The sequence below is a fragment of the Pseudomonas sp. JAI111 genome (assembly GCF_024809425.1).
Classification (GTDB): domain Bacteria; phylum Pseudomonadota; class Gammaproteobacteria; order Pseudomonadales; family Pseudomonadaceae; genus Aquipseudomonas.
In genome coordinates this window covers 165,830-192,090 of sequence record NZ_JANUCB010000002.1, presented here as the reverse complement: position 1 = coordinate 192,090, position 26,261 = coordinate 165,830, and the positions used below count along the sequence as shown (strand labels likewise).

The 26,261-nt window shown below is 54.9% G+C and carries 18 protein-coding genes; all 18 read left to right on the top strand.

The features are described 5' to 3' along the window. The first annotated feature begins 253 nt into the window (after window positions 1–253). Entirely contained in the window at window positions 254–2,917 is a 2,664-nt protein-coding gene (gene gyrA / locus HNR03_RS08470) for a DNA gyrase subunit A (RefSeq protein ID WP_222587934.1), read from the top strand. A 265-nt stretch (window positions 2,918–3,182) separates the two neighbouring features. Next, complete coding sequence (gene serC, locus HNR03_RS08465; RefSeq protein WP_259152588.1) at window positions 3,183–4,268, top strand: 3-phosphoserine/phosphohydroxythreonine transaminase; 1,086 nt, start codon at window positions 3,183–3,185, stop codon at window positions 4,266–4,268. Next, entirely contained in the window at window positions 4,268–5,362 is a 1,095-nt protein-coding gene (gene pheA, locus HNR03_RS08460; RefSeq protein ID WP_007899727.1) for a prephenate dehydratase, read from the top strand. Before serC ends, pheA begins: the two co-directional genes overlap by 1 nt. A gap of 10 nt (window positions 5,363–5,372) precedes the next feature. Next, complete coding sequence (hisC, locus tag HNR03_RS08455; protein ID WP_259152579.1) at window positions 5,373–6,485, top strand: histidinol-phosphate transaminase; 1,113 nt, start codon at window positions 5,373–5,375, stop codon at window positions 6,483–6,485. Window positions 6,486–6,513: 28 nt separating this feature from the next. Continuing rightward, window positions 6,514–8,721 carry a bifunctional prephenate dehydrogenase/3-phosphoshikimate 1-carboxyvinyltransferase gene (locus HNR03_RS08450; RefSeq protein ID WP_259153408.1) on the top strand — a complete coding sequence of 736 codons (2,208 nt, stop codon included), beginning with the start codon at window positions 6,514–6,516 and terminating at the stop codon, window positions 8,719–8,721. After that, window positions 8,718–9,407, top strand: a complete 690-nt coding sequence (gene cmk, locus HNR03_RS08445) for a (d)CMP kinase (RefSeq protein WP_090186583.1) — start codon at window positions 8,718–8,720, stop codon at window positions 9,405–9,407. Before HNR03_RS08450 ends, cmk begins: the two co-directional genes overlap by 4 nt. A 120-nt stretch (window positions 9,408–9,527) precedes the next feature. Further along, complete coding sequence (gene rpsA, locus HNR03_RS08440) at window positions 9,528–11,216, top strand: 30S ribosomal protein S1 (protein WP_208669354.1); 1,689 nt, start codon at window positions 9,528–9,530, stop codon at window positions 11,214–11,216. A 219-nt stretch (window positions 11,217–11,435) separates the two neighbouring features. Further along, window positions 11,436–11,714 carry a hypothetical protein gene (locus HNR03_RS08435; protein WP_222587930.1) on the top strand — a complete coding sequence of 93 codons (279 nt, stop codon included), beginning with the start codon at window positions 11,436–11,438 and terminating at the stop codon, window positions 11,712–11,714. 155 nt (window positions 11,715–11,869) lie between these two features. Next, window positions 11,870–12,166, top strand: a complete 297-nt coding sequence (gene ihfB / locus HNR03_RS08430; protein ID WP_003369729.1) for an integration host factor subunit beta — start codon at window positions 11,870–11,872, stop codon at window positions 12,164–12,166. Window positions 12,167–12,193: 27 nt separating this feature from the next. Beyond that, window positions 12,194–12,433: a LapA family protein gene (locus HNR03_RS08425; protein ID WP_222587929.1), complete on the top strand. Its 240-nt coding sequence runs from the start codon at window positions 12,194–12,196 to the stop codon at window positions 12,431–12,433. A gap of 229 nt (window positions 12,434–12,662) precedes the next feature. After that, a complete protein-coding gene (gene rfbB, locus HNR03_RS08420) occupies window positions 12,663–13,739 on the top strand; it encodes a dTDP-glucose 4,6-dehydratase (protein ID WP_259152570.1) in 1,077 nt (358 codons plus the stop codon). After that, entirely contained in the window at window positions 13,736–14,629 is an 894-nt protein-coding gene (gene rfbD, locus HNR03_RS08415; protein ID WP_259152568.1) for a dTDP-4-dehydrorhamnose reductase, read from the top strand. Before rfbB ends, rfbD begins: the two co-directional genes overlap by 4 nt. Further along, window positions 14,626–15,516: a glucose-1-phosphate thymidylyltransferase RfbA gene (gene rfbA, locus HNR03_RS08410; protein WP_259152566.1), complete on the top strand. Its 891-nt coding sequence runs from the start codon at window positions 14,626–14,628 to the stop codon at window positions 15,514–15,516. The genes rfbD and rfbA overlap by 4 nt, the downstream gene beginning before the upstream one ends. A gap of 54 nt (window positions 15,517–15,570) precedes the next feature. Continuing rightward, window positions 15,571–16,494 carry a glycosyltransferase gene (locus tag HNR03_RS08405; RefSeq protein ID WP_259152559.1) on the top strand — a complete coding sequence of 308 codons (924 nt, stop codon included), beginning with the start codon at window positions 15,571–15,573 and terminating at the stop codon, window positions 16,492–16,494. Beyond that, a complete protein-coding gene (locus tag HNR03_RS08400; RefSeq protein WP_259153407.1) occupies window positions 16,491–17,453 on the top strand; it encodes an SDR family oxidoreductase in 963 nt (320 codons plus the stop codon). Before HNR03_RS08405 ends, HNR03_RS08400 begins: the two co-directional genes overlap by 4 nt. After that, on the top strand, window positions 17,450–18,469 hold the full coding sequence (locus HNR03_RS08395; protein WP_259152554.1) for a glycosyltransferase family 4 protein: 1,020 nt from the start codon (window positions 17,450–17,452) through the stop codon (window positions 18,467–18,469). Before HNR03_RS08400 ends, HNR03_RS08395 begins: the two co-directional genes overlap by 4 nt. A gap of 136 nt (window positions 18,470–18,605) precedes the next feature. Then, on the top strand, window positions 18,606–20,543 hold the full coding sequence (locus HNR03_RS08390; protein WP_259152553.1) for a glycosyltransferase family 2 protein: 1,938 nt from the start codon (window positions 18,606–18,608) through the stop codon (window positions 20,541–20,543). Between the two features lie 620 nt (window positions 20,544–21,163). Continuing rightward, window positions 21,164–26,140 (top strand): glycosyltransferase, encoded by a 4,977-nt coding sequence (locus tag HNR03_RS08385; RefSeq protein WP_259152551.1) that lies wholly within the window; start codon window positions 21,164–21,166, stop codon window positions 26,138–26,140. Window positions 26,141–26,261: the final 121 nt, after the last annotated feature.

Below are 26,261 nucleotides of genomic sequence, written 5' to 3'. Positions count from 1 at the left end.
TCCCCTTTCAGCCTGTCACCGGTCAACTAACTATGCTCCATGCGCATCTGGGGGATAGGTGCGTGGCGGCTCTTGTGATAACATCCGGCGTTTTCCGAGGCAGTCCCACGGGGTTGTCTTTACTGCGCAAATCCATGGTTCAACTTGTTGATTTGTCGTAAGTCGGTGCATGGCACTCAGCCTGCAGCGGCGAGCTTCGTTCGTCCCATATGGATGTGACGAAGTTTCACCAGAAAAAGGAATCGAGCTTCTCATGGGCGAACTGGCCAAAGAAATCCTCCCGGTCAATATCGAAGACGAGCTGAAGCAGTCCTACCTCGACTACGCGATGAGCGTAATTGTCGGGCGGGCCCTGCCGGATGCGCGCGATGGCTTGAAGCCCGTGCACCGGCGCGTGCTGTTCGCGATGAGCGAGCTGGGCAACGACTTCAACAAGCCGTACAAGAAATCTGCCCGTGTTGTCGGTGACGTAATCGGTAAGTACCACCCGCACGGTGATACCGCGGTGTACGACACCATCGTCCGCATGGCGCAGCCATTTTCGCTGCGCTATCTGCTGGTAGACGGTCAGGGCAACTTCGGTTCCGTGGACGGCGACAACGCTGCAGCCATGCGATACACCGAAGTGCGCATGACCAAGCTGGCGCACGAGCTGCTGGCCGACCTGCACAAAGAAACCGTGGACTGGGTGCCGAACTACGACGGCACCGAAATGATCCCGGCGGTCATGCCGACCCGTATTCCCAACCTGCTCGTCAACGGCTCCAGCGGTATCGCCGTGGGCATGGCGACCAACATCCCGCCGCACAACCTTGGTGAAGTCATCGACGGTTGCCTGGCGCTCATCGACAACCCCGAGTTGACCATCGATGAGCTGATGCAATACATCCCCGGTCCGGACTTCCCGACCGCCGCGATCATCAACGGTCGTGCCGGCATCATCGAAGCCTACCGCACCGGTCGCGGGCGCATTTACATGCGTGCCCGCTCGATCATCGAGGACATCGACAAGGTCGGTGGCCGTCAACAGATCGTCATCACCGAACTCCCTTACCAGCTGAACAAGGCCCGTCTGATCGAGAAGATCGCCGAGCTGGTGAAAGAGAAGAAGCTTGAAGGCATCACCGAGCTGCGTGACGAGTCCGACAAGGACGGTATGCGCGTCGTGATCGAACTGCGTCGTGGCGAAGTGCCTGAGGTGATCCTCAACAACCTCTACGCCCAGACCCAGCTGCAAGCCGTATTCGGTATCAACATCGTTGCGCTGATCGACGGCCGTCCGCGGATCCTGAACCTCAAGGACCTGCTGGAAGCCTTCGTGCGTCACCGTCGCGAAGTCGTCACCCGCCGTACCGTGTTCGAGCTGCGTAAAGCCCGCGAACGTGGCCACATTCTGGAAGGTCAAGCGGTTGCCCTGTCGAACATCGACCCGGTCATCGCCCTGATCAAGGCCTCGCCAACCCCGTCGGAAGCCAAGGAAGCGCTGATCAGCACTGCCTGGGAATCCTCCGCGGTCGTTGCGATGGTTGAACGTGCCGGTGCCGACTCGTGCCGTCCGGAGACCCTGGACCCGCAATACGGTCTGCGCGACGGCAAGTACTTCCTGTCGCCGGAACAGGCGCAAGCCATTCTGGAACTGCGTCTGCACCGTCTGACCGGTCTGGAACACGAGAAGCTGCTGGCCGAGTATCAAGAGATCCTCAACCAGATCGGCGAACTGATCCGCATCCTCAGCAGCGCCACGCGCCTGATGGAAGTGATCCGCGAAGAACTGGAAGTGATCCGCGCCGAATACGGCGACGTGCGTCGCACCGAAATTCTCGATGCCCGTCTCGACCTGACACTGGGTGACATGATCCCGGAAGAAGAGCGCGTCGTGACCATCTCCCACGGTGGCTACGCCAAGACCCAGCCATTGGCTGCGTACCAGGCTCAGCGTCGTGGCGGTAAAGGCAAATCGGCGACTGGCGTCAAGGATGAGGACTACATCGCTCACCTGCTGGTCGCCAACAGTCACACCACGCTGCTGCTGTTCTCCAGCAAAGGCAAAGTGTACTGGCTGAAAACCTATGAAATCCCGGAAGCGTCCCGTGCGGCCCGTGGTCGTCCACTGGTCAACCTGCTGCCGCTGGACAGTGATGAATACATCACCACCATGCTGCCGGTCGAGGAATACACCGAAGGTCACTTCATCTTCATGGCTACCGCCAAAGGCACCGTGAAGAAGACCCCGCTGGAATCCTTCAGCCGTCAACGCAGCGTCGGCCTGATCGCGCTGGAGCTGGACGAAGGTGATGTACTGATTTCCGCCGCCATTACCGATGGCGAGCGTGAAGTCATGCTGTTCTCCGACGGCGGCAAGGTCACCCGCTTCAAGGAAACCGACGTTCGCGCCATGGGCCGTACCGCTCGTGGTGTGCGCGGCATGCGTCTGCCGGAAGGCCAGAAGCTGATTTCCATGCTGATCCCGGAAGAAGGCAGCCAGATCCTCACCGCTTCGGCCCGTGGTTTCGGTAAGCGCACGGCGATCACCGAGTTCCCTGAGTACAAGCGTGGCGGTCAAGGAGTTATCGCCATGGTCAGCAACGATCGTAACGGCCGTCTGGTCGGCGCAGTCCAGGTGCTCGACGGCGAGGAGATCATGCTGATTTCCGACCAGGGCACCCTGGTTCGTACTCGTGTCGACGAAGTCTCCAGCCTGGGTCGTAATACCCAGGGCGTAACCCTGATCAAACTGGCCAGCGATGAAACGCTGGTAGGTCTGGAGCGGGTTCAGGAGCCGTCGGAAGTCGAAGGCGAAGAGCTGGAAGGCGAAGAGGGCGAAGAGGGTGCGGTGTTCGACGGTGAGGTCGTGATTGACGACGTCGTCGAAGATCAGCAGCTCGACGCCGCAGCCGACGAAGAACCGCAGGAATAAGCGGGCAAACAGGGGGCGGATGAAAATTCGCCCCCTTGTTGTTTGTCCCAGTTGAAAATATCGACACCCACGAAGATCCTGTGTGCAAGGGCTTTTGTGGGAGCCGGGCTTGCCCGCGATGCAGGCACCGCGGTGTGTCTTGCGTACTGCGGTGATGCAATCGCAGGCAAGCCAGCTCCCACAAAAGCTTGCTCCAGCAGGGTCTGTATTGACTGATATCGTGATTTTTATTGCGTGATACCACCAAATCAGAGCGAGATTGGATGTGAGCAAGAGAGCCTATAACTTCTGTGCCGGTCCTGCGGCACTTCCCGAAGCTGTCCTGCAGCGCGCCCAGGGTGAACTCCTTGATTGGCACGGCAAGGGCCTCTCGGTCATGGAAATGAGCCATCGCAGTGATGAGTTCGTGTCCATCGCCACCAAGGCCGAGCAGGATCTGCGTGATCTGCTGAATATCCCTTCGAACTATAAAGTGCTGTTTCTGCAAGGTGGCGCCAGCCAGCAATTTGCCCAGATTCCGCTGAACCTGTTGCCGGAAAACGGCACGGCCGACTATATCGACACCGGTATCTGGTCGCAGAAAGCCATCGAAGAAGCCTCGCGCTACGGCCGCGTCAACGTTGCCGCTACCGCCAAGCCTTACGACTATTTTGCTATCCCGGGTCAGAATGAATGGAGCCTGTCCAAGGATGCGGCCTACGTTCACTACGCGCCGAACGAAACCATCGGCGGCCTGGAATTCCAGTGGATTCCCGAAACCGGTGACGTACCGCTGGTGGCTGACATGTCCTCGGACATTCTGTCGCGTCCAGTCGATGTTTCGCGCTTTGGCATGATCTACGCCGGTGCCCAGAAAAACATCGGCCCGAGCGGCATCGTCGTCAACATCGTTCGCGAAGACCTGCTGGGTCACGCCCGTTCCATCTGCCCGACCATGCTCAACTACAAGGTCGCGGCCGACAACGGCTCGATGTACAACACCCCGCCGACCCTGGCCTGGTACTTGTCTGGCCTGGTATTCGAGTGGCTTAAAGAGCAGGGCGGTGTTGAAGCCATCGGCAAGCTCAATGAAGTGAAGCAGCGCACGCTGTACGACTTCATCGACGCCAGCGGCTTGTACAGCAACCCGATCAACAAGTCGGATCGCTCGTGGATGAACGTGCCGTTCCGTCTGGCTGACGATCGTCTGGACAAGCCATTCCTGGCCGGTGCCGACGAGCGTGGCCTGCTGAATCTCAAGGGGCATCGCTCCGTGGGTGGCATGCGCGCCTCCATCTATAACGCCGTCGACATCGTTGCGGTCAACGCACTGGTTTCGTACATGGCAGAGTTCGAGAAGGAACACGGCTAATGTCTGAGCAAGAACTCAAGGCACTGCGCCTGCGCATTGATGCCCTGGACGAGAAAGTCCTGGAGCTGATCAGTGAGCGCGCACGTTGCGCCCAGGAAGTTGCGCGAGTAAAGATGGCCTCGCTGGCCGAAGGCGAAGTGCCGGTGTTCTATCGTCCTGAGCGTGAAGCCCAGGTGCTCAAGCGCGTGATGGAACGCAATCAGGGGCCGTTGGGCAACGAAGAGATGGCGCGGTTGTTTCGCGAAATCATGTCCTCGTGCCTGGCGCTCGAGCAGCCACTGAAAGTGGCTTACCTCGGCCCTGAAGGCACCTTCACCCAGGCGGCGGCCATGAAGCATTTCGGCCACGCCGTGATCAGCAAGCCAATGGCGGCGATCGACGAAGTGTTCCGTGAAGTGGCGGCCGGTGCGGTGAACTTTGGCGTGGTCCCGGTGGAAAACTCCACCGAAGGCGCGGTCAACCACACCCTCGACAGCTTCCTCGAACACGACATGGTCATCTGTGGCGAAGTCGAGTTGCGAATTCACCATCACTTGCTGGTGGGTGAAAACACCAAGACCGACAGCATCAGCCGCATCTATTCCCACGCCCAGTCCCTGGCCCAGTGCCGCAAATGGCTGGACGCCCATTACCCGAATGTCGAGCGCGTGGCGGTGTCGAGCAACGCCGAAGCGGCCAAGCGGGTCAAGGGTGAGTGGAACTCGGCGGCGATTGCCGGCGACATGGCCGCAGGCCTGTACGGGCTGACCCGTCTGGCCGAGAAGATCGAGGATCGCCCGGACAACTCCACGCGATTCCTGATGATCGGCAGCCAGGAAGTGCCGCCGACGGGCGACGACAAGACTTCGATCATCGTCTCCATGAGCAACAAGCCCGGCGCGCTTCACGAGTTGCTGGTGCCGTTCCACGACAATGGCATCGACCTGACGAGGATCGAAACCCGTCCGTCGCGCAGCGGCAAATGGACCTACGTGTTCTTCATCGACTTCGTCGGCCACCATCGCGACCCGCTGGTCAAAGGTGTGCTGGAAAAGATCAGTCAGGAAGCAGTGGCACTCAAAGTGCTGGGTTCCTACCCGAAAGCAGTTCTCTAAGGGGTAGCAAATGAGTGGTGACTTCCTCGCTCTGGCACAGCCGGGCGTGCAACAACTTTCGCCGTACGTCCCGGGCAAACCCGTGGACGAACTGGCGCGTGAGCTGGACCTCGATCCAGCCAGCATCGTCAAACTGGCCAGCAACGAAAACCCGCTGGGCGCCAGTCCGAAGGCTTTGGCGGCCATTCGCGACGCGCTGGCCGAACTGACCCGTTATCCGGATGGCAACGGTTTTGCGCTCAAGACCCTGTTGGCGCAGCAGTGCCGTGTCGAGCTCAATCAGGTGACGCTGGGCAATGGCTCCAACGACATTCTCGAGCTGGTAGCCCGCGCCTATCTGGCGCCGGGCCTGAACGCGGTGTTCAGTGAGCATGCGTTTGCGGTCTACCCTATCGTGACCCAGGCCGTGGGTGCCGAGGCCAAAGTGATTCCGGCCAAAGACTGGGGTCATGATCTGTCGGCCATGCTGGCGGCAATCGACGCCAATACCCGCGTGGTCTTTATTGCCAACCCGAACAACCCGACCGGGACCTGGTTCGATGCCGAGGCGCTGGACGAATTCCTCCAGGATGTACCGGCACACGTGCTGGTGGTGCTGGACGAGGCCTACATCGAATATGCCGAAGGCAGCGATTTACCGGACGGTCTGGATTATCTGGCGGCTTATCCGAACCTGCTTGTTTCGCGCACCTTCTCCAAGGCTTACGGCTTGGCTGCGCTGCGGGTTGGTTATGGTCTGTCCACCGCTGTGGTCGCGGACGTGCTGAACCGTGTGCGTCAGCCGTTCAACGTCAACAGCCTGGCCTTGGCCGCGGCGTGCGCTGCCTTGCAAGACACCGATTACCTGGCCGAAAGCCGCCGCTTGAACGAATCCGGCATGCAGCAACTGGAAGCGGGTTTCCGCCTGTTGGGGCTGAGCTGGATCCCGTCCAAGGGCAACTTCATTTGCGTCGATGTCGGTCGTGTTGCGGCGCCGGTGTTCCAGGGGCTGCTGCGCGAAGGCGTGATCGTGCGTCCGGTGGCCAATTACGGCTTGCCGAACCACCTGCGTATCACCATCGGTTTGCCGGCTGAAAACAGTCGCTTCCTTGAGGCGCTGACCAAGGTTCTGGCTCGTGGGTGATGTCACTGCTCTGCAATCTGCTGAACCTATGATCGGTCGCCTGGTGGTGGTCGGTCTGGGGTTGATTGGCGGTTCGTTTGCCAAGGGGCTGCGTGAAAGTGGCCTGTGCCGTGAAGTGGTCGGGGTCGATCTCGACCCGCAGTCACGCAAGCTGGCGGTTGAGTTGGGCGTAGTGGATCGCTGCGAAGACGACCTGGCAGTTGCGTGCCAGGGCGCTGACGTGATTCAGCTGGCCGTGCCGATTCTGGCGATGGAGAAAATGCTCGGCCGATTGGCTGGCATGGACCTTGGGCAAGCGATTCTGACCGACGTCGGAAGCGCCAAAGGCAATGTCGTTCGGGCGGCCTCCGAGGCGTTTGGCGGTATGCCCGCGCGTTTCGTGCCTGGGCACCCGATTGCCGGTTCCGAGCAGAGCGGGGTGGAAGCTTCTAACTCAGACCTGTTCCGTCGCCATAAAGTGATTCTGACGCCGCTGGACCAAACCGATCCGGCCGCGCTGGCGGTGGTCGACCGTTTGTGGCGCGAATTGGGCGCCGACGTCGAGCACATGCAGGTCGAGCGTCATGACGAAGTGTTGGCGGCAACCAGCCATTTGCCGCACTTGCTGGCGTTCGGTTTGGTCGATTCACTGGCCAAGCGCAATGAAAATCTTGAGATCTTCCGTTACGCTGCCGGCGGTTTCCGCGATTTCACAAGAATCGCGGGGAGCGACCCGGTCATGTGGCACGACATCTTCCTCGCCAACCGCGAAGCTGTCCTGCGCACACTCGATACATTTCGCAGCGACCTCGACGCCTTGCGCGACGCGGTCGATGCAGGGGATGGGCACCAATTGTTGGGCGTATTCACTCGCGCCCGGGTTGCCCGCGAACATTTCAGTAAAATCCTGGCCCGCCGGGCTTATGTGGACGCTATGAATTCCAACGACCTGATTTTCCTGGCACAACCTGGTGGCCGCCTGACTGGGCGGATTCGTGTACCGGGCGATAAATCGATTTCCCACCGTTCGATCATGCTGGGCTCCCTGGCCGAAGGCGTCACCGAAGTCGAAGGCTTCCTCGAGGGCGAAGACGCCCTGGCGACCCTGCAGGCTTTCCGTGACATGGGTGTCGTGATCGAAGGTCCGCACCACGGTCGCGTAACCATTCACGGCGTCGGCCTGCACGGCCTGAAGCCTGCGCCGGGCCCGATCTATCTGGGCAACTCCGGCACTTCGATGCGTCTGCTGTCCGGCCTGCTGGCTGCGCAGAGCTTCGACAGCACCCTGACTGGTGATGCCTCGCTGTCCAAGCGTCCGATGAATCGCGTGGCCAATCCGCTGCGTGAAATGGGCGCCGTGATCGAGACCGCCGCTGATGGCCGTCCACCGATGACCATACGTGGCGGCAATAAGCTCAAAGGCCTGACTTACACCATGCCGATGGCCAGCGCCCAGGTTAAATCCTGCCTGTTGCTGGCGGGTCTGTACGCCGAAGGCAAGACCACTGTCACTGAGCCGGCTCCGACGCGCGACCACACCGAGCGCATGCTGCGTGGTTTCGGCTATCCGGTGAGCGTCAACGGCGCGACTGCGTCGGTCGAGTCCGGCCACAAGCTGACCGCGACCCATATTGAAGTGCCGGGTGATATCTCATCGTCGGCGTTCTTCCTGGTGGCGGCGTCGATCGCTGAAGGTTCGGAGCTGGTGCTTGAGCACGTCGGCATCAACCCGACCCGTACCGGCGTGATCGATATTCTGCGTCTGATGGGCGCTGACATCACCCTGGAAAACCAGCGTGAAGTCGGCGGTGAACCCGTGGCGGATTTGCGCGTACGGGCAGCTAAACTCAAAGGTATAGAGATTCCGGAAGCGCTGGTGCCGCTGGCTATCGACGAATTCCCGGTGCTGTTCGTGGCGGCGGCCTGTGCTGAAGGGCGCACCGTTCTGCGTGGCGCCGAAGAATTGCGCGTCAAGGAATCGGACCGCATTCAGGTCATGGCTGATGGCTTGCTGGCCTTGGGCGTGAAATGCGAACCGACCCCGGACGGCATCATCATCGACGGCGGCCAGATCGGCGGCGGCGAAGTGCATGGTCACGGCGATCACCGGATTGCCATGGCTTTCAGTGTGGCTTCGCTGCGCGCCACTGCGCCGATCCGTATTCATGATTGTGCCAACGTCGCGACGTCGTTCCCGAACTTCCTCGCGTTGTGCGCGCAAGTCGGTATCCGTGTAGCACAAGAGGCGCAGTCGTGATTATCAAGCCACCGGTCATCACCATCGACGGGCCCAGCGGTTCGGGCAAGGGCACGATTGCCGGTATTCTGGCAAAGCGTCTGGGCTGGTGCCTGCTGGATTCCGGTGCGTTGTACCGTTTGCTGGCGTTCGCGGCACGCAACCACGGTGTTGATCTGACCAATGAAGAGTCGCTGAAACTGCTGGCCGCTCATCTGGACGTGCAGTTCGTCGGAGCGACCGAAGGGCATCCGCAGCGGATCATTCTTGAAGGTGACGATGTCACTGACGATTTGCGCAACGAGCAAGTGGGCGCCTGGGCTTCCCAGGTCGCTGCGTTGCCAGCCGTTCGCGACGCTCTGCTTCAGCGCCAACGGGCGTTTCAGGAGCCTCCCGGATTGGTCGCCGATGGCCGCGACATGGGCACGGTGGTTTTCCCGGATGCGCCGCTGAAGATATTCCTCACTGCCAGTGCCGAGGAGCGTGCGCGCCGTCGATACTTGCAGTTGAAGGGAAAAGTCGATGGTGTTAGTCTGTCGAGTCTGCTAGATGAGATACGTGTTCGCGATGAGCGTGACACCCAGCGAGCGGTAGCCCCGCTCAAGCCGGCGGCTGACGCCATACAGCTGGATTCCACGGAATTATCCATCGAGCAGGTGCTTGAACGCATCATGAGCGAGATCGCCATTCGCGATATCGCCGGGTGACCAAGAAGCTTTGCAGGGGACCAGTCATAGTCTTGCAAGGCTTCTTTAAATGAACATAACCCACGTCGTCTGGGATGTGGAGATGGGCGTATCCTTCGCCCTTATTCAACAGGAATTAAAATGAGCGAAAGCTTTGCGGAACTCTTTGAAGAAAGCCTAAAAACCCTGAACCTTCAGGCAGGCTCCATCATCACCGGTGTTATCGTTGATATCGATTACCAAGCTCGCTGGGTAACCGTTCACGCTGGCCTGAAGTCTGAAGCACTCATCCCGCTTGAGCAGTTCTACAACGATGCTGGCGAACTGACTATCAACGTCGGTGACGAAGTTCACGTTGCTCTGGACTCGGTTGAAGACGGCTTTGGTGAAACCAAGCTGTCCCGTGAAAAAGCCAAGCGCGCTGAATGCTGGATTGTTCTGGAAGCAGCCTTCGCAGCCGAAGAAGTGGTCAAGGGCGTTATCAACGGTAAGGTTAAAGGCGGCTTCACTGTCGACGTTAACGGCATCCGTGCGTTCCTGCCAGGTTCTCTGGTTGACGTCCGTCCTGTGCGCGACACCACGCACCTGGAAGGCAAAGAGCTGGAATTCAAGGTCATCAAGCTCGACCAGAAGCGCAACAACGTTGTCGTTTCCCGTCGTAGCGTCCTCGAAGCCGAGAACTCCGCTGAGCGTGAAGCTCTGCTGGAATCCCTGCAGGAAGGCCAACAAGTCAAAGGTATCGTCAAGAACCTCACCGATTACGGCGCATTCGTCGATCTGGGTGGCGTCGATGGCCTGCTGCACATTACCGACATGGCTTGGAAGCGTATCAAGCATCCTTCCGAAATCGTCAACGTTGGCGACGAGATCGATGTCAAGGTTCTGAAGTACGATCGCGAACGCAATCGTGTTTCCCTGGGCCTCAAGCAACTGGGCGAAGATCCATGGGTTGCTATCAAAGCCCGTTACCCAGAAGGCACTCGTGTTACCGCTCGCGTAACCAACCTGACCGACTACGGCTGCTTCGCTGAGCTGGAAGAAGGCGTTGAAGGCCTGGTACACGTTTCCGAAATGGACTGGACCAACAAGAACATCCACCCTTCGAAAGTCGTACAAGTCGGCGACGAAGTGGAAGTTATGGTTCTGGACATCGACGAAGAGCGTCGTCGTATCTCCCTGGGCATCAAGCAGTGCAAATCTAACCCATGGGAAGATTTCTCTGGCCAGTTCAACAAGGGCGATAAAATCTCCGGCACCATCAAGTCGATCACCGATTTCGGTATCTTCATTGGTCTGGACGGCGGCATCGACGGTCTGGTTCACCTGTCCGACATCTCCTGGAACGAAGTGGGCGAAGAAGCCGTTCGCCGCTTCAAGAAGGGCGACGAGCTGGACACCGTTATCCTGTCGGTTGACCCAGAGCGCGAGCGCATCTCCCTGGGTATCAAGCAACTGGAAAGCGATCCGTTCTCCGAATACGTTCAAGAGAACGATAAAGGCGCCATCGTTAAAGGCATCGTGAAAGAAGTTGACGCTAAAGGCGCCATCATCACTCTGGCCGACGATATCGAAGCGACTCTGAAAGCCTCCGAAATCAGCCGTGATCGCGTTGAAGACGCGCGCAACGTTCTGAAAGAAGGCCAGGAAGTAGAAGCCAAGATCATCAGCGTTGATCGTAAGAGCCGCGTAATTCAGCTGTCGATCAAATCGAAAGACGATGCTGAAGAGAAAGAAGCCATCCAGAGCCTGAAAACTGCTCCGGAAGGTGAAGCTGCAGCTGACACCACCATGGCGGCACTGCTGCGCCAGGCAATGGCCAAACAGAACTAAGTTCTGTAGGACCATAGAAAAAGGGCGACTTCGGTCGCCCTTTTTTGTGCCCGGAATTTGACGAATTTGCCAGGCATGGCTAACCCATGTGGGGACGGTGTGAAACCAATAAGGTCAACAAGTTGTCCGATTCTTTAATCGGATCAATCGTTTATTAACAGCTAACCTTTAGTCTGTAGAGAACGACAGTCGGGCGGATCGTCCGGCGTAAGGAAGTGAATGAACAAGCTCATTGTCGTAATAGCAGTACTGACATTGGCGGGCTGTACAACAAATGCCAAGACTCACGTCGTGCGCGGGGTCAGTGGTATCGAGATTGATTGTTCGGGGTTGGGGTCCGGGTGGGAGAAATGTATCAAGCGCGCGAACAAGGAGTGTAAGGCGTCGGGGTACAAGGTCGTGGCGCGGTCTGATGATGCCAAAGAAGAAGATGAGTTTCCGTTTGGCTTCAATCCTGCTGGCTATCTGACGCGCACCATGCTGGTTATTTGTAGATAAACGATGACGAGCGGTATGGTGGGTGTTTTGAAGCCTTGGTGTCTGGTGCTCCAGTACTGGCAAATATATGTAGAAAGCCGGGCTGTTCAAATTCATCCGGGCGTGCTAAAACCTTTGAAGCGCTGATCTAGCTGCTTGAAAAAGAAGGGAAAAATATGACGAAGTCGGAGTTGATCGAACGAATTGTCACCCATCAAGGGCTGCTCTCATCAAAAGATGTGGAGCTGGCCATCAAGACCATGCTCGAGCAAATGTCCCAATGTCTGGCCACGGGTGATCGTATCGAGATCCGTGGGTTTGGCAGCTTCTCCCTGCACTACCGCGCCCCGCGCGTAGGCCGTAATCCGAAAACCGGTCAGTCGGTTAGTCTGGATGGCAAATTCGTTCCGCATTTCAAGCCTGGTAAAGAGCTGCGCGATCGTGTGAATGAGGATGAGGAGGAGGGGCTTTGACGGCTGTCGTAATTCAAGGAGCCGCTCATGCGTAATCTCAAGCGCGTACTTTTCGCCATATTGGTTTTGTTGCTGGTTTTAGCGACTCTTGCATTTGTTCTTGAAAATCAGCAATCGGTTTCCTTGCTGTTTCTAGGGTGGGAAGGGCCGCGGTTGCCAGTATCTCTGATCATGGTTCTTTCGCTGCTGATCGGCATGGTGATCGGACCAATTCTTGGTTGGTTCCTGGGACGTACGTCCAAGGCGTCGCGCAAGCGTTTGGTCTGACGGCGACAATCGCATGACACACGTCGAATTTGCGTCACTGCTTGTCTATATCCATTAGTAAAACCTTCATTTAGCTGTAAAATGCTGCGGTTGTCCGATAGTGGCATATTCCCACGTCGGTTCAGACTGACTCTGTCAGAAGCCTCAGCGAACTTGATGGCTTTTGCATTCATGGATTCGACAGTGCTCGGTTGGCGGCCCTGTCAGCAACTCAAGGGTATGGTTTCGCGTGAAAATTCTAGTTACCGGCGGCGCCGGGTTTATTGGCTCGGCGGTTATCCGTCATATCATTTCCAACACCACTGACGCTGTCGTTAACGTCGATAAGCTGACTTATGCCGGCAATCTTGAGTCCTTGGCCGAAGTCAGCGAAGACCCGCGCTATGCGTTCGAACGCGTCGATATCTGTGATCGCGATCAAATTGACCGTGTCCTGCGTGAACACCAACCGGATGCCATCATGCATCTGGCCGCAGAGTCCCACGTTGATCGCTCGATCTCCGGGCCGTCCGAATTCATCCAGACCAATATTATTGGCACTTACACCTTGCTTGAAGCTGCGCGCCACTACTGGGCGGCGCTGGATGATGCGCGTAAAGCCAGCTTCCGCTTCCACCACATTTCGACTGACGAAGTTTACGGAGACCTTGAAGGTCCGGAAGACCTCTTCACCGAAACAACACCGTATCAGCCAAGTTCGCCTTACTCCGCGAGCAAGGCCAGTTCCGATCACCTGGTTCGCGCCTGGAGCCGCACTTATGGCTTGCCGACCCTGGTCACCAACTGCTCGAACAACTATGGCCCATGCCACTTCCCTGAGAAGCTGATCCCGCTGATCATTCTCAATGCGCTGGAAGGCAAGCCGCTGCCGGTCTACGGCAAGGGTAATCAGGTCCGTGACTGGCTGTACGTCGAAGACCACGCTCGTGCACTGTACAAAGTCGTGACCGAAGGCGTTATCGGCGAGACGTACAACATTGGTGGCCATAACGAAAAACAAAACATCGAAGTCGTAAACACCTTGTGTGCACTGCTCGACGAATTGCGTCCGGATTCGGCCTATCGGCCACATGCCAGCCTGATTACCTACGTTCAGGATCGTCCTGGTCACGACCAGCGTTATGCCATCGACGCCAGCAAAATCCAGCGCGAGCTGGGTTGGACGCCAGAAGAGACTTTTGAAACCGGCATCCGCAAGACTGTCGAGTGGTACCTCAGTAATACCGAGTGGGTTGCTCACGTGAAGAGCGGCAGCTATCAGCAGTGGATTGACCAGAACTATAGTGATCGTTCGAGCAAGGCATGAAGATCCTCCTGCTCGGAAAAAACGGACAGGTGGGGTGGGAGCTGCAGCGCTCCCTGGCGCCGCTTGGCGAGTTGATTGCCCTGGATCGTCATGCGGTTGATGGCTTGTTTGGCGACCTGGCTGACGTCGATGCATTGCGTGCGACGATCCGCAAGGTCAAGCCCGACGTTATCGTCAATGCCGCGGCTTACACTGCCGTCGATAAAGCTGAGTCCGATACTGACTTGGCCGACCGCGTGAACGCTCAGGCAAGTGGGGTCATGGCCGAAGAGGCTGCGACCCTGGGCGCTTGGTTGATTCATTACTCGACTGATTATGTGTTCAGTGGGCAGGGTTCAAAGGCTTGGCAAGAAACCGATCCAGTGGCCCCGGTGAATCACTACGGCGCCAGCAAGCTGGCTGGCGAACAGGCGATTACCGCTTCTGGCTGCAAGCATTTGATCTTTCGCACCAGTTGGGTCTATGGCGCTCGCGGTAACAACTTCGCCAAAACCATGCTGCGTTTGGCCAAGGATCGCGAAACCTTAAGCGTTATTGCCGACCAGATTGGAGCTCCAACGGGTGCAGACCTGATTGCCGACGTAACAGCGTTGACCATTCAGCAGATTCTGAACCGTCCCGAGCTATCGGGTTTGTACCACTTGGCTGCCAGTGGTGAAGTTTCCTGGCACGGTTATGCCAGCCACGTGATCGAATTCGCCAAAGCCAACGGTGAACAGCTCGCCGTCATGGCGATTAACCCGATTGAAACGACCGCTTATCCAACACCCGCACGTCGCCCCCTGAATTCGCGTTTGAATACTCAGAAGCTGCGTGACAATTTTTCTCTACACTTGCCGGATTGGCAAAGTGGTGTAACCCGAATGCTTAGGGAAGTTCTGAACAAATGACCACGACAAATCGTAAAGGCATCATCCTCGCTGGCGGCTCGGGCACTCGTCTGCATCCGTTGACCCTTGGTGTTTCCAAACAGATGCTGCCGATCTACGACAAGCCGATGATCTTTTATCCGCTGTCGGTGCTGATGCTTGCGGGCATGCGCGAAATCCTGATTATCTCAACGCCTGAAGACTTGCCATGTTTCCGCAAATTGCTGGGTGACGGCAGCCTTTACGGCATCAAGCTGACCTATGCCGAGCAACCTAGCCCGGATGGTCTGGCACAAGCCTTCATCATTGGCGAAGAGTTCATCGGCGAAGATCCTTGCTGCCTGATCCTGGGCGACAACATCTTTTACGGTCAGCATTTCTCGGACAACCTGCGCTCCGCCAGCACTCAACAACATGGCGCTACCGTGTTTGGCTACCACGTCTCCGACCCCGAGCGCTTTGGTGTAGTCGAGTTCGACAAAACCGGTCGCGCTCTTAGCATTGAAGAGAAACCGCTGAAGCCAAAATCCAACTATGCAGTGACCGGCCTTTACTTCTACGACAACGATGTTGTCGAGATCGCCAAGAACATTAAGCCGTCCGAGCGTGGCGAGTTGGAAATCACCGACGTTAACCGCGCCTACCTTGAGCGGAACACCCTCAATGTAGAAATGCTCGGACGCGGTTTTGCCTGGCTGGACACGGGGACTCATGACTCGTTGCTCGAGGCCAGTCACTTCGTGCATACGATCGAGCAGCGTCAAGGCTTGAAAGTGGCCTGCCTGGAGGAGATCGCCTACAACAACGGTTGGATTACCGCTGAACAGTTGGGCGCTCAGGCCGACAAGCTGAAGAAGACTGGATATGGTCAGTACCTGCAAAAACTGCTGGATTTGGGTTCCCTCTGAGTCGAGAGGGTTTACTTTCAAACCTAGCGTTTAATCCGTGCAAGCAGGAAGAGCATGCCAGTAAAACATCCCAAGGTTGCAGTTTTGCTGGCTGCGTACAACGGAATGCAGTGGATAGAGGAGCAACTGGTTTCGATTCTCGGCCAGTTATCGGTCGACGTTACCCTGCACATTAGCATCGACCCCTCTACTGACGGCACCGAGGCGTGGTGTAGAGCTTATGCGGCTGAGCATCCAGCAGTTGTAGTGCTTCCGGATGCCAACCGCTTCGGCGGAGCATCGCGCAACTTCTTTCGGTTGATCCGGGACGTTGACCTCGATGGCTACGACTTCGTCGCCTTTGCCGACCAGGACGACATCTGGTATCCCGACAAGCTGCTCAGAGCAACCCAAACGCTGCAGGCACGAGGAGTAGATGCCTACTCCAGTAACGTGACGGCGTTCTGGCCAAACGGCAGAACCCTGCTGCTGGACAAGGCGCAGCCTCAGGTCACTTGGGATTTTCTTTTCGAGGCAGCCGGGCCTGGCTGTACCTATGTCTTTGGAAAAAGCCTGGCAGAAGCCTTGAAAGGCTCGATGCTCGCCAACTGGCAGCAACTGCAAGGTGTAACTCTGCATGACTGGTATTGCTACGCCTTTGCGCGCAGTCATGGTTACCGTTGGTATATCGACCCGATACCCGGGATGGATTACCGGCAGCACGAGCGTAATCAGGTCGGTGCGAACACAGGCCTGAGTCCGTTGATCGCTCGTTACAAAACCATTCATGACGGTTGGTGGTTCGGTCAGGTTGACCTGATTGCAGATCTGGTGGGGCAGGGGACGAAGCCCTTTGAAGGCGCCTTGCTGCAATTGCGGCGCACGGAACTGATGAAACTGTCCTTCAGTGCCTGGCAATGCAGGCGTCGGGTGCGGGACAAGATTTTCTTCTTTTTTATCTGTTGGTTCACCGCGTTGATAGGAAACAAAGCTCAATGACAGCCCCAAAGGTATTGATCACAGGGGCGGGCGGTTTCGTGGGTGAAGCGCTGGTTTTCAGGATGTTGGTCGACAAGCAGTTCGCTCCGATCGCAGCCGCTCGCAGTCCTACCCGGTTACAGGGTTTGTGTCCGGTTGTACCCTTTGATCTGAATGATCCTGAAGCCTTGCCAGAGTTGAAGGATGTAAGTGCGGTCGTCCATGCGGCGGCCAGAGTTCATGTGATGAACGAAGTCGCTTCTGATGCCTTGGCCGAGTTTCGCAAGGTCAATGTGGAGGGCACTCTCCGGTTGGCAAGGCGCGCCGCTGAATCGGGGGTCAAACGCTTCATCTTCATCAGTTCGATCAAGGTCAATGGCGAAAACACCCTGCCAGGCAAGCCGTTCAAGGCTGACGATACTCCGGCCCCGGTGGATCCTTATGGCGTGTCCAAGCACGAGGCTGAACAAGGCCTGAGGCAACTCGCTCGTGAAACCGGCATGGAAGTGGTGATCATTCGCCCGCCATTGATCTATGGGGCGGGTGTTAAAGCCAATTTTCTGAGTATGCTGCGCTGGCTCAACAAAGGTATTCCGCTACCGTTGGGAGCGGTCCGGAATCAGCGTAGCCTTGTGTCGATCGGAAACCTGGTGGACCTTGTAATCACCTGTATCGATCATCCTGGCGCAGCGAACCAGACCTTTCTGGTCAGTGACGGCCAGGACGTGTCCACAACTGAAATGCTACGTCGCCTGGGCAAAGCGCTCGGGAAGAAGGCCTGGCTATTGCCATTGCCAGAGTGGTTGCTGGTAGGGGTGGCTTCGGCATTGGGAAAGCAATCCGTTGCCCAACGGATCTGCGGGTCATTGCAGGTCGACATCAGCAAAAATCGTGAATTATTGGGGTGGACACCCCCCATCAACATGGATGAAGCCATGCGCCAAACCGCAGGTCACTATCTGGACGCGCAGACAAAATGACTTTTTTGTGGCTGCTACTAGCAGTATTCGTTGTTTCCTGGGGGCTGACGTTTGTTTTACGTCGTTATGCCTTGGCCAATAGCTTGATGGATACACCAAACGAGCGCAGCTCTCACTCTGTGCCTACTCCTCGGGGTGGAGGTGTAGCTATTGTTGTTTCCTTTCTGTTGGCGCTTCTGATCCTTCGCGGTCTTGATTTGATGAGCTTGGCGACGCTCGTTGGTTTGTTGGGGAGCGGCTTGTTGGTCGCGCTTATCGGTTTTGCCGATGATCACGGGCATATCGCCGCAAGGTGGCGCCTATTAGGCCATTTTGCAGCCTCGATATGGGCGTTATATTGGCTGGGAGGCTCTCCTGGCGTCACGCTCTTTGGCCTCACTCTTGATCCAGGTTGGATTGGGAATATTTTGTTTGTGCTGTATTTGGTCTGGATGCTGAATCTTTATAACTTCATGGATGGCATTGACGGCCTCGCCAGTGCTGAAGCGATCAGCGTCTGCCTCGGAATGTTGCTGGTCTATTGGTTTAGTGCAAACCTCGAACTGGCATGGGGGCCTCTGGCTCTGGTGGCAGCGGTCGGGGGGTTTCTCTGTTGGAACTATCCGCCGGCAAAAATTTTCATGGGAGACGCAGGCAGCGGTTTTTTGGGGATTGTATTGGCAGGGATGTCGATTGAGGCAGCCTCCAAGTCGCCCGAGTTGCTCTGGAGCTGGTTGATCATGCTTGGCGTTTTCATTGTTGATGCGACGTGGACCCTGATGCGCAGGCTTTTGCGAGGTGAAAAAGTGTATGAAGCCCACCGCAGTCATGGTTACCAATATGCCTCTCGCAAGCACCGTAGCCATAAAACAGTAACGCTGGCATCGATCGCTATCAATTTTGTATGGCTCATGCCGTTGTCGATTGCTGTAGCAAGTGGCTGGATTCCCGGATTTTTTGGTATGGTCATAGCTTATGCGCCACTGCTGTTTATCGCACGCACCTACAAAGCAGGAGAGTCGGAGCAAGTAGTGTAATTAAAAAGCGTCAAAAACACATATCAACACGGGTTTGCATGGTCGCCTCTCTTGTAGAGCATCTAGGGATGTACCTGCCGCTGATGTTGTGATATTTGCAGGTCGCTAAGTTGCATTGGTTAGGGAGTTCGATTTAATGAGTGGTTTATTCAGTATGGTTGCTTCAAAAATCTGGCGAGTCGTAACGCGTTTTTCTCGAGGGCTGCGCTCTTTTTTGGCAAAGTCTAAAGCGTTTATTCGGCCTTTTTACCAAAAGTTTCCTTTCCTTGTGTGGATTCGTGTTCGTATACATTTGTTTTTCAAGCGTTTGCGCGAAAACATTATGTTAGTGATTAATTCGCGGAATAATACCAAGGCTATCCAGGCTATATTGAATCGCCGTTTCTCACCGTTTCAGAACCCATCGATTGTCCAGGCGCAGCCCGTTATTGATGTGTCGGTGGTGACGTACAATAGTGGCAAGTGGATTGATGGTTTTTTTGAGTCGTTAAAGGCGCAAAGTTACCCGCTCAGCAAATTGAATATGTTCTTTGTTGATAACGGATCTTCCGACAACACCATCGAAGCATTGCAACGTTGGCGGGCATTGCTTGGTCAGGATGTGGCGGGTTTCGACATTCTGGAAGGCGGCAATGTCGGCTTTGGTGCCGGGCATGAAAAGGCAATCAATAAAGGGCACTCTGAATATTTTCTTGTCAGTAATGTGGATATCGTTTTTGCCAAAGACTCAATAACCAGAGTGGTAGCCGCTGCTTTGGCTGATGCCAAGGCTGAGGTGGCGTCCTGGGAGTTGAGGCAGGCACCCTATGAGCACCCTAAATATTACGATCCGGTAACATTGGAAACCAACTGGTCGTCCCATGCCTGCGTACTCGTAAGAAGGTCGGCTTACGTTCAAGTCGGTGGATACGAGCGCGAGATCTTCATGTATGGCGAAGACGTCGAGCTTTCCTATCGCTTCAGGTCCTATGGATACCAACTCAAGTATTGCCCGTCTGCCGTCGTTTATCATTACACCTATGAGCATGAGCATCATGTAAAGCCTATTCAGTATACCGGCAGCACGCTGGCCAATGCTTATATCAGGCTGCGCTACGGGAATTTGAGCGATAGAGTGGGCGGCTTTATCTTGCAATGCCTGCTTTTACTCCGTCCAGAGCCCTATGCTGGCGCCCGTCGCGATGTGTTCCGAAACTTCGGTGTGATATTCAAGAAGGCTCGGTATTTCATGCGGGGCAAAGGCCCGAGTGAGAACTGCTATTTTCCTTTCAGGGGCTTTGATTATGAAATGATCAGGGATGGGGCGTTCTGGGAGGTGGGTGAGCCATTGGTCGATTACCCCCTGGTTACTGTGGTGACTCGAACTTACAAGAATCGAGGAGAATTTCTCAGGCAGTCCATGATGTCTGTGTGTAATCAGACGTACCCGAATATCGAGTTGATAGTCGTTGAGGATGGCGGTTCTACGATGAGCTCGGTTGTGGCTGATTTTGAATTTCCGGAGGGAATGAGTGTAAGTTACTACTCCCTCGATAAAGTCGGTCGTTCGGTGACCGGTAATTATGGTTTGGAAAAGGCAGCCGGAAAATATTGCATGTTTCTCGATGATGATGATTTGCTTTTCGCGGATCACGTCGAGGTACTTGTTGGTGCGTTGGCGAAAAATACTGATGCGGTAGGGGCCTACTCATTGGCGCTGGAGGTCGGTACTGTTGCCAGTGGCGTGGAAGGGCAATATTTTGAGGTTAGTCATGCGGTGCCTCCGATTCTCAAGCAAGAATATGACTATGAAGTTCTGCTGGATCACAACTATATAGCGATCCAGTCTCTCCTTTTCCAAAAGGATCTGTTCTTGCAACGAGGCGGATTTCAAACCGATATGAGCAGTCTCGAAGACTGGAATCTTTGGTTGCGGTATGGTTATGGCAATAAATTTGTTTATGTGCCAAAAACCACGTCTTTGTTTAGAACTCCTGGTGACCCTACTGTACGTGTGGAGCGGCATATGCAGTTGCATGACGCATATTATATTGCCAAGAATCACGCAGTGAAAATGTGTAAGAGTTATACCTGAGATCGTGCTTTAGCGGGTTTTGGTATCGAGTTTTGTGAATTGAGTCATTCCGTGTGAGTGACTCTTATTGGTTTTAGCTCCTCAATATCCAGGCTTTTTTTCAGATGGACGGCGGCAGCCCTTTAAAGTAAGCAAATCTGGCTGTCTCGGGAGGGGCCATGCCTGGGCCGGGATGGTTTCGAGCGGTGCCCGTCCTGTTCCCCGTCAACGATTCAGTCCGACGTGTGCCTGCCTGGGTTTGAGGTGTTTTTCGCTCTTGGCGGTAGGGGTTGAGCCTTTTTTGTTGGGTGCTGCAGCTAGACCATAGGTAAGGAACCCCGGTATTTCGGAGCTATTTTGAATGTTAAGACCAAAAAATGTTATAAATCAGTTTTGGTTGGTTTCGCGCTTGTTTGCTCCGGGTCAGTGACCGCGTTTGAGGTTCGCTCGGCCCAAGGGGGCTAACGTCGTCGACGTAAAGTCGTCGCTGGAACCAAGGAGTGGTCATTTGCAAGTGTTACCCTTTTATGTAGGGCTACGGTTGTAGCCGTCTTACAGGGTGTTCGTATTAGTGCAGATAATTTACTCGATTGGAAGTGCGTTGCTGAGAGTCAGCATGCCCATAGGATTTTTTGACGCATATGCTAAATATTAGTGATTTGTCATCAGTGGACAAACAAAAAGTCTTCGACTATCTCAAGTGGAACAGTTTCCGTTCCGAGAAGTACAAGGTTTTATACGTTAGTACCCCCAAGGTTGCGAGTACTACCCTGAAGTGGTGGTTTGCGTCACTGGAAGGTTGTTCACAAGCCTTGCGTGGCGTCGGCGAGGCTGCGGGAAGCAATTCTGATCAAGTTGTTCACGAGTTTCACAAGGTTGCGCCCCATGTCAGCGGGCTGGAAATAGACGACCTTTTGGAACCTCTGCTTGCTGATACATATTTTCGATTTGCCGCCGTACGAAACCCTTATAAGCGCATCTTCTCTGCATGGCAGTCGAAAATACTGTTACAAGATCCGGAGCAGATCGCATCGTATCCAAAGTTTGAGTTATTACAGCAGCCGGTAAAAAGCATAGCGGATGTTGCTGCGGCTTTTGAGGCGTTTCTGGAGTATCTCGCAAGCAATAGCGCATCTTCACCTGAAAAAGATTTTTGGGCGCCTCAAGCCACGCTATTGCGTCCGGATTTGATCAATTATTCCTTGTTGGTCAAAATTGAAAACTCCTCTGAACTGCATAAAGCATTATCGGAGCACTTCGGTGAGCAGGCCACCGATCCTTTTGCAGAGCCTTCGCAAAGTGAAAATGTCATTCCCTTCCTTCCTGCTTTTATAACGGAACGAAGTGCGAGTTTGATTAAAGAGTTGTATGCCGAAGATTTTGATGTCTTCGAATACGACAGGCAAGTACCAGAGCGTACAGAAGCGTTTTCGGTAGAGCAGTTGGATCTCGCGTTTGACGCGGCCCGGCTGATTCGGGAAAGTCGTCATCAGATCGGTGCGCGCTCCCTTCAAATCCAGGACTTGACCCAACAGATCGAGGATTTGAATCAGCGAATTGCGTCATTGAATCCGACTCTCTTTGAACGTGAATCGCAGTTAAAAGAGCTCATGGGTTCTTTGGTTAAGCGTGACCGGCATATCGCCAGTCTTGAGCAATCTGTGGGTGTGCTCAACAGGCAGTTAGTCGATCTCAAAGCTGTTTTGGTTGATCACGAAAAAGAGAATGTCAGTCTGAAGGCTGATCTGCTCAAGACGCAGCAGGAGCTCCAGGCATTACTCTCTTCGCATTCCTGGCGTTTAATGTCGTCTGTGCGCATGGTTTCAGGGTTTGTGCGAGAGTCCGTCCATAACGTCAGAACGCTGACATGGAGTAAATTTGTCGACTCGTTAAGGCGTCGTCGAGAGCTTTATAACGAAAACACTCTGCGTGAGATTCAGGAAAGCGGGTTGTTTGATCCGGATTATTACCTGGCCAATAACGCAGATGTGCGTGCAAAAGGCACTGATCCACTCAAGCACTACATGCTCAAGGGCTGGATAGAAAATCGCAATCCTTGCGCCGCTTTCAGTCCTTCGGATTATCTGTTGGCCAACGCTGATGTTGCCGAGGCTCAGGTTCATCCGCTGCTTCACTACATTCAATGCGGACAGCTCGAAGGTCGTCCAATCAGATTGCCAGTTCGCACTTGCGAAATGACAGCGGTCAAGCGCCGTCCCGTCGGGCGCAATGCGGTTTTCAATCCGTATGGTGAATATACACCGATACCGGTCCTCAAGGCTGTGCTCGAGGCACAGATCGAAGCCGTCAAAAAGTCAGGATTGTTCGACGAGAAGTACTACCTTGCAATGTACAGCGATGTACCGGAGGTCGCGGTAGATCCGCTCAGGCACTACTGTGAACAGGGCTGGCGCGAAGGTAAAAATCCTTCCATGGACTTTGATACGCGCGCCTACCTCGCAATGTACAAAGACATTCAGCACATTGGTCTCAACCCGCTTTGGCATTACATTGTCACTGGCGCGGCGGAGCATAGAATAGCGGTACCGGATGCACTCATTAATCACGAAAACGACATCCGTTTTGGTGAAGTCAACAGCGACATCAAGTTGCTTGCGTTCTATGTATCGCCTGACTGGGAGGCGTTGCGTAGTGCCAGATTCGCTGCCAAAGGCAATTCACAGCGACCACGTCCAGACAAGATGCTTGGGTTGTATGATCCGTTGGATGGGCGTGTGCTCGCCCAGCAAGTACTCAGTGCCAAGAGCCATGGCTTTTTTGGCTTTTGCTTCAAGCTGAGCGCAGATTCGGTTGTGCAAGCGTCGCCACAGCCTCTGGACATTTTTCTTGCCAACACGGAAATCGACTTTAATTTCTGCGTACAGATAGATTTGCATCAGGAAGGCCTGGCGAACAACTTGATTACGCCTGTTGTTGCTGTTCTAGCTGATAAGCGATGTGTGCAGGTTGATGAGCGCCCCGTCATCGTGGTTAAGATCAATGAGTACGACGAAGACATCGTTGATTCAATTCGCAAGCTACGTGAGCGTTTGAATGAACTGTGTGACGGCGTGTACCTGATTGCTCAGTTCGGTTTTGCGGGTTCGGAAGAGTTGGCGCAGGACCTGGATGGTTTGTGTGACGCCGCGCTTGATCTTTCTGCAGATCCTGTGCCTGGCGAAACTGGCGTATTTACACCGCAAAACAAGAATGGAATAGATACCGTTCCGTATAACCTTGTTGCTTCGCAAGGGATCGTACGAGCGCAGAAAACACATCTTCGTGCTACTCCGGTTTTCCACGCTATTTCATTGGGGCGTGATGAAACTGCGCTTAAGCAATATTCTCCTTTGGTGTATTCGCGCTTTCACATTCGTGACTATGGCCGTTGGCTTGACGCGGCGATCAGAGGCGCGAGAAAGGCTCTCCCCGAGGATCGCCGTCTACTGTTCGTGAATGCCTGGAACAATTGGCAGGAAGGGCTTTTCCTTGAGCCGGACAGTATCACCGGTTTTGGTCGATTGAACGAAACAACACGCGCTTTGCTGGATATTGATTCCAGTACGATTATGCCAAAAGTTTCGGTAATTGTTCCAAACTATAATCATGAAAGCTACCTTGCTCGTCGGCTGGATAGTATTTATGGCCAGACTTACAAGAACATAGAAGTTATCCTGATGGATGACTGTTCGACTGATGATAGCCGTTCGGTGTTAACAGGTTATGCGGAAAAATACCCTGATGTAACGCGGTTGTTGTTCAATGAGACGAATTCGGGTGGCGTTTTCCATCAATGGGCTAAGGGCATCAAGGCGGCCACAGGTGATCTGGTATGGGTCGCTGAAAGCGATGACTACTGTGATGAGCGTTTCCTGGAGGCGCTTGTTAGTTGTTTTGATGACGAAGCGGTGATGCTTGCGTACTCGAAATGTGAGTTCGTTACCACCGACGAAGTTGTTATGCCGGACCAGTTCCTTAACTATGTAAGTGATCTGGAGTGTGCGAATAAATGGGCCGGCTCCTATGTAAACACGGCGCATAACGAAGTGCGCTCGGCGTTGGGTATTAAAAATACAATACCTAATGCCAGTGGCGTGCTTTTCAAGCGCCCCGTTGATATGCCGCTGCTGGATGATCAGTCGTGGTTGTCAATGAAAGTGGCCGGTGACTGGGTCTTCTATTTGCATATCCTGCGCGGCGGAAAAATTGCTTACTCCACTGAGGGTACAAACTTCTTCCGTCGACATTATGCAAGTACTGCCAACACCACTTATCGCAAAGAGGTCTTTTATCGCGAGCTCGGGGTGGCGAACAGAACGGTTCAGTCCCTCTACAATGTTCCGATGTCGGTGCTTGAGGCTTGCGAGGAATCCAGCAAGAAGCTGTATGACCACTATGTCGGGGGCTCCGCAGAAGAGTTTCTACGCTGGTACGACCATGATTCGATTGTTCGTGCTAGGGCTGATCGACTGCCGAACGTGATGGTTTCCACCATCGGCTTCTATCCGGGCGGTGCCGAAATTCTTCCGATTCGACTGGCAAACGAGTTTAAGCGCCAGGGTATTTCCGTTTCCTTGTTTAGCGCCGGGATACCAAAACGCGAAGACGGTGTTCGCAAGATGCTGAGAAACGACGTGCCGGTGATCGAGACGTCGAATATCGAATCGGTGAAAGAGATCATTCATGATTTCGGAATTGAAGCACTCAATAGCCACCAGTGGTACGTTCAGAAGTATCCGGTCGATGTCCCGGATGTTTTTTCCGAGCTTGGCGCCCACGTCGCTGCTCTGCACGGGATGATTGAACATGGCAATGGAGTGACTGATGAACAGTTGCGCATTGCTGACAAAGGTGTCAGTACATGGGTCTATACCGCTGAGAAGAATCTTGTTCCCTTCTCGGACATCTCACTGTACGACAAGTCTTCGCCCCGTTTCGTCAAGGTTCCTAACGGGTTGCAGCCGCCGGAGATCGTTCCAATCTCGCGCGTGCAGATGGGTATACCGGAAGATGCTTTTGTATTGTGTTGTGTCAGTCGGGCAATTCCGGATAAAGGCTGGGGCGAAGCGATCCAGGCGGTAGAACTTGCGCGATCAATTTCCGGTCGGGACATCCGTATTATATTGGTCGGTAATGGCCTGGTGTACGACGAGTACTGTCAAGCAGGTGCGCCGGACTTCGTTTACCTGGCTGGTTTTAGTGATAACTCTGTAGGCCATTATGCTGCCGCGGACATGGGCATCATGTTATCGACCTTCAGGTCCGAAAGTTTCCCTCTGACCATTGTTGATTGTCTGTTTGCCGGCAAGCCATACATTGCCACGGACGTAGGCGACATCAAAAACATGCTGACGATAGAGACCGGCGTTGCCGGGGAGATCATCGAGTTGGAAGATTGGGTCGTCCCAATCGAGCGCGCGGGCCGCGCAATTGCAGCGTTCGCGACAGATGAACGGAAATACAAGGAAGCCGTCGGTCTGGTGAAAGACGTTTCCAGTCGATATCGAATTGACGCCGTTGCTTCTCAATATCTTCGGTTGTTCGAGCGTGACATTCAGCAGAGCAGGGCGCAGTCGTCGAAGGCCGAAGGCGCTGGCATGACTGTCCAGGAGCTGTAGCCGGACTTGCTGTAAGCAGGACAGCTAGCGTTTAGGGGAGGGCTCACAGGGCCGGTCCGGCTGATTGCCAGGCCGGCACTGAGAGCGAGACGGGATCTCCGGCAATTTGGTAAGCCGCCTC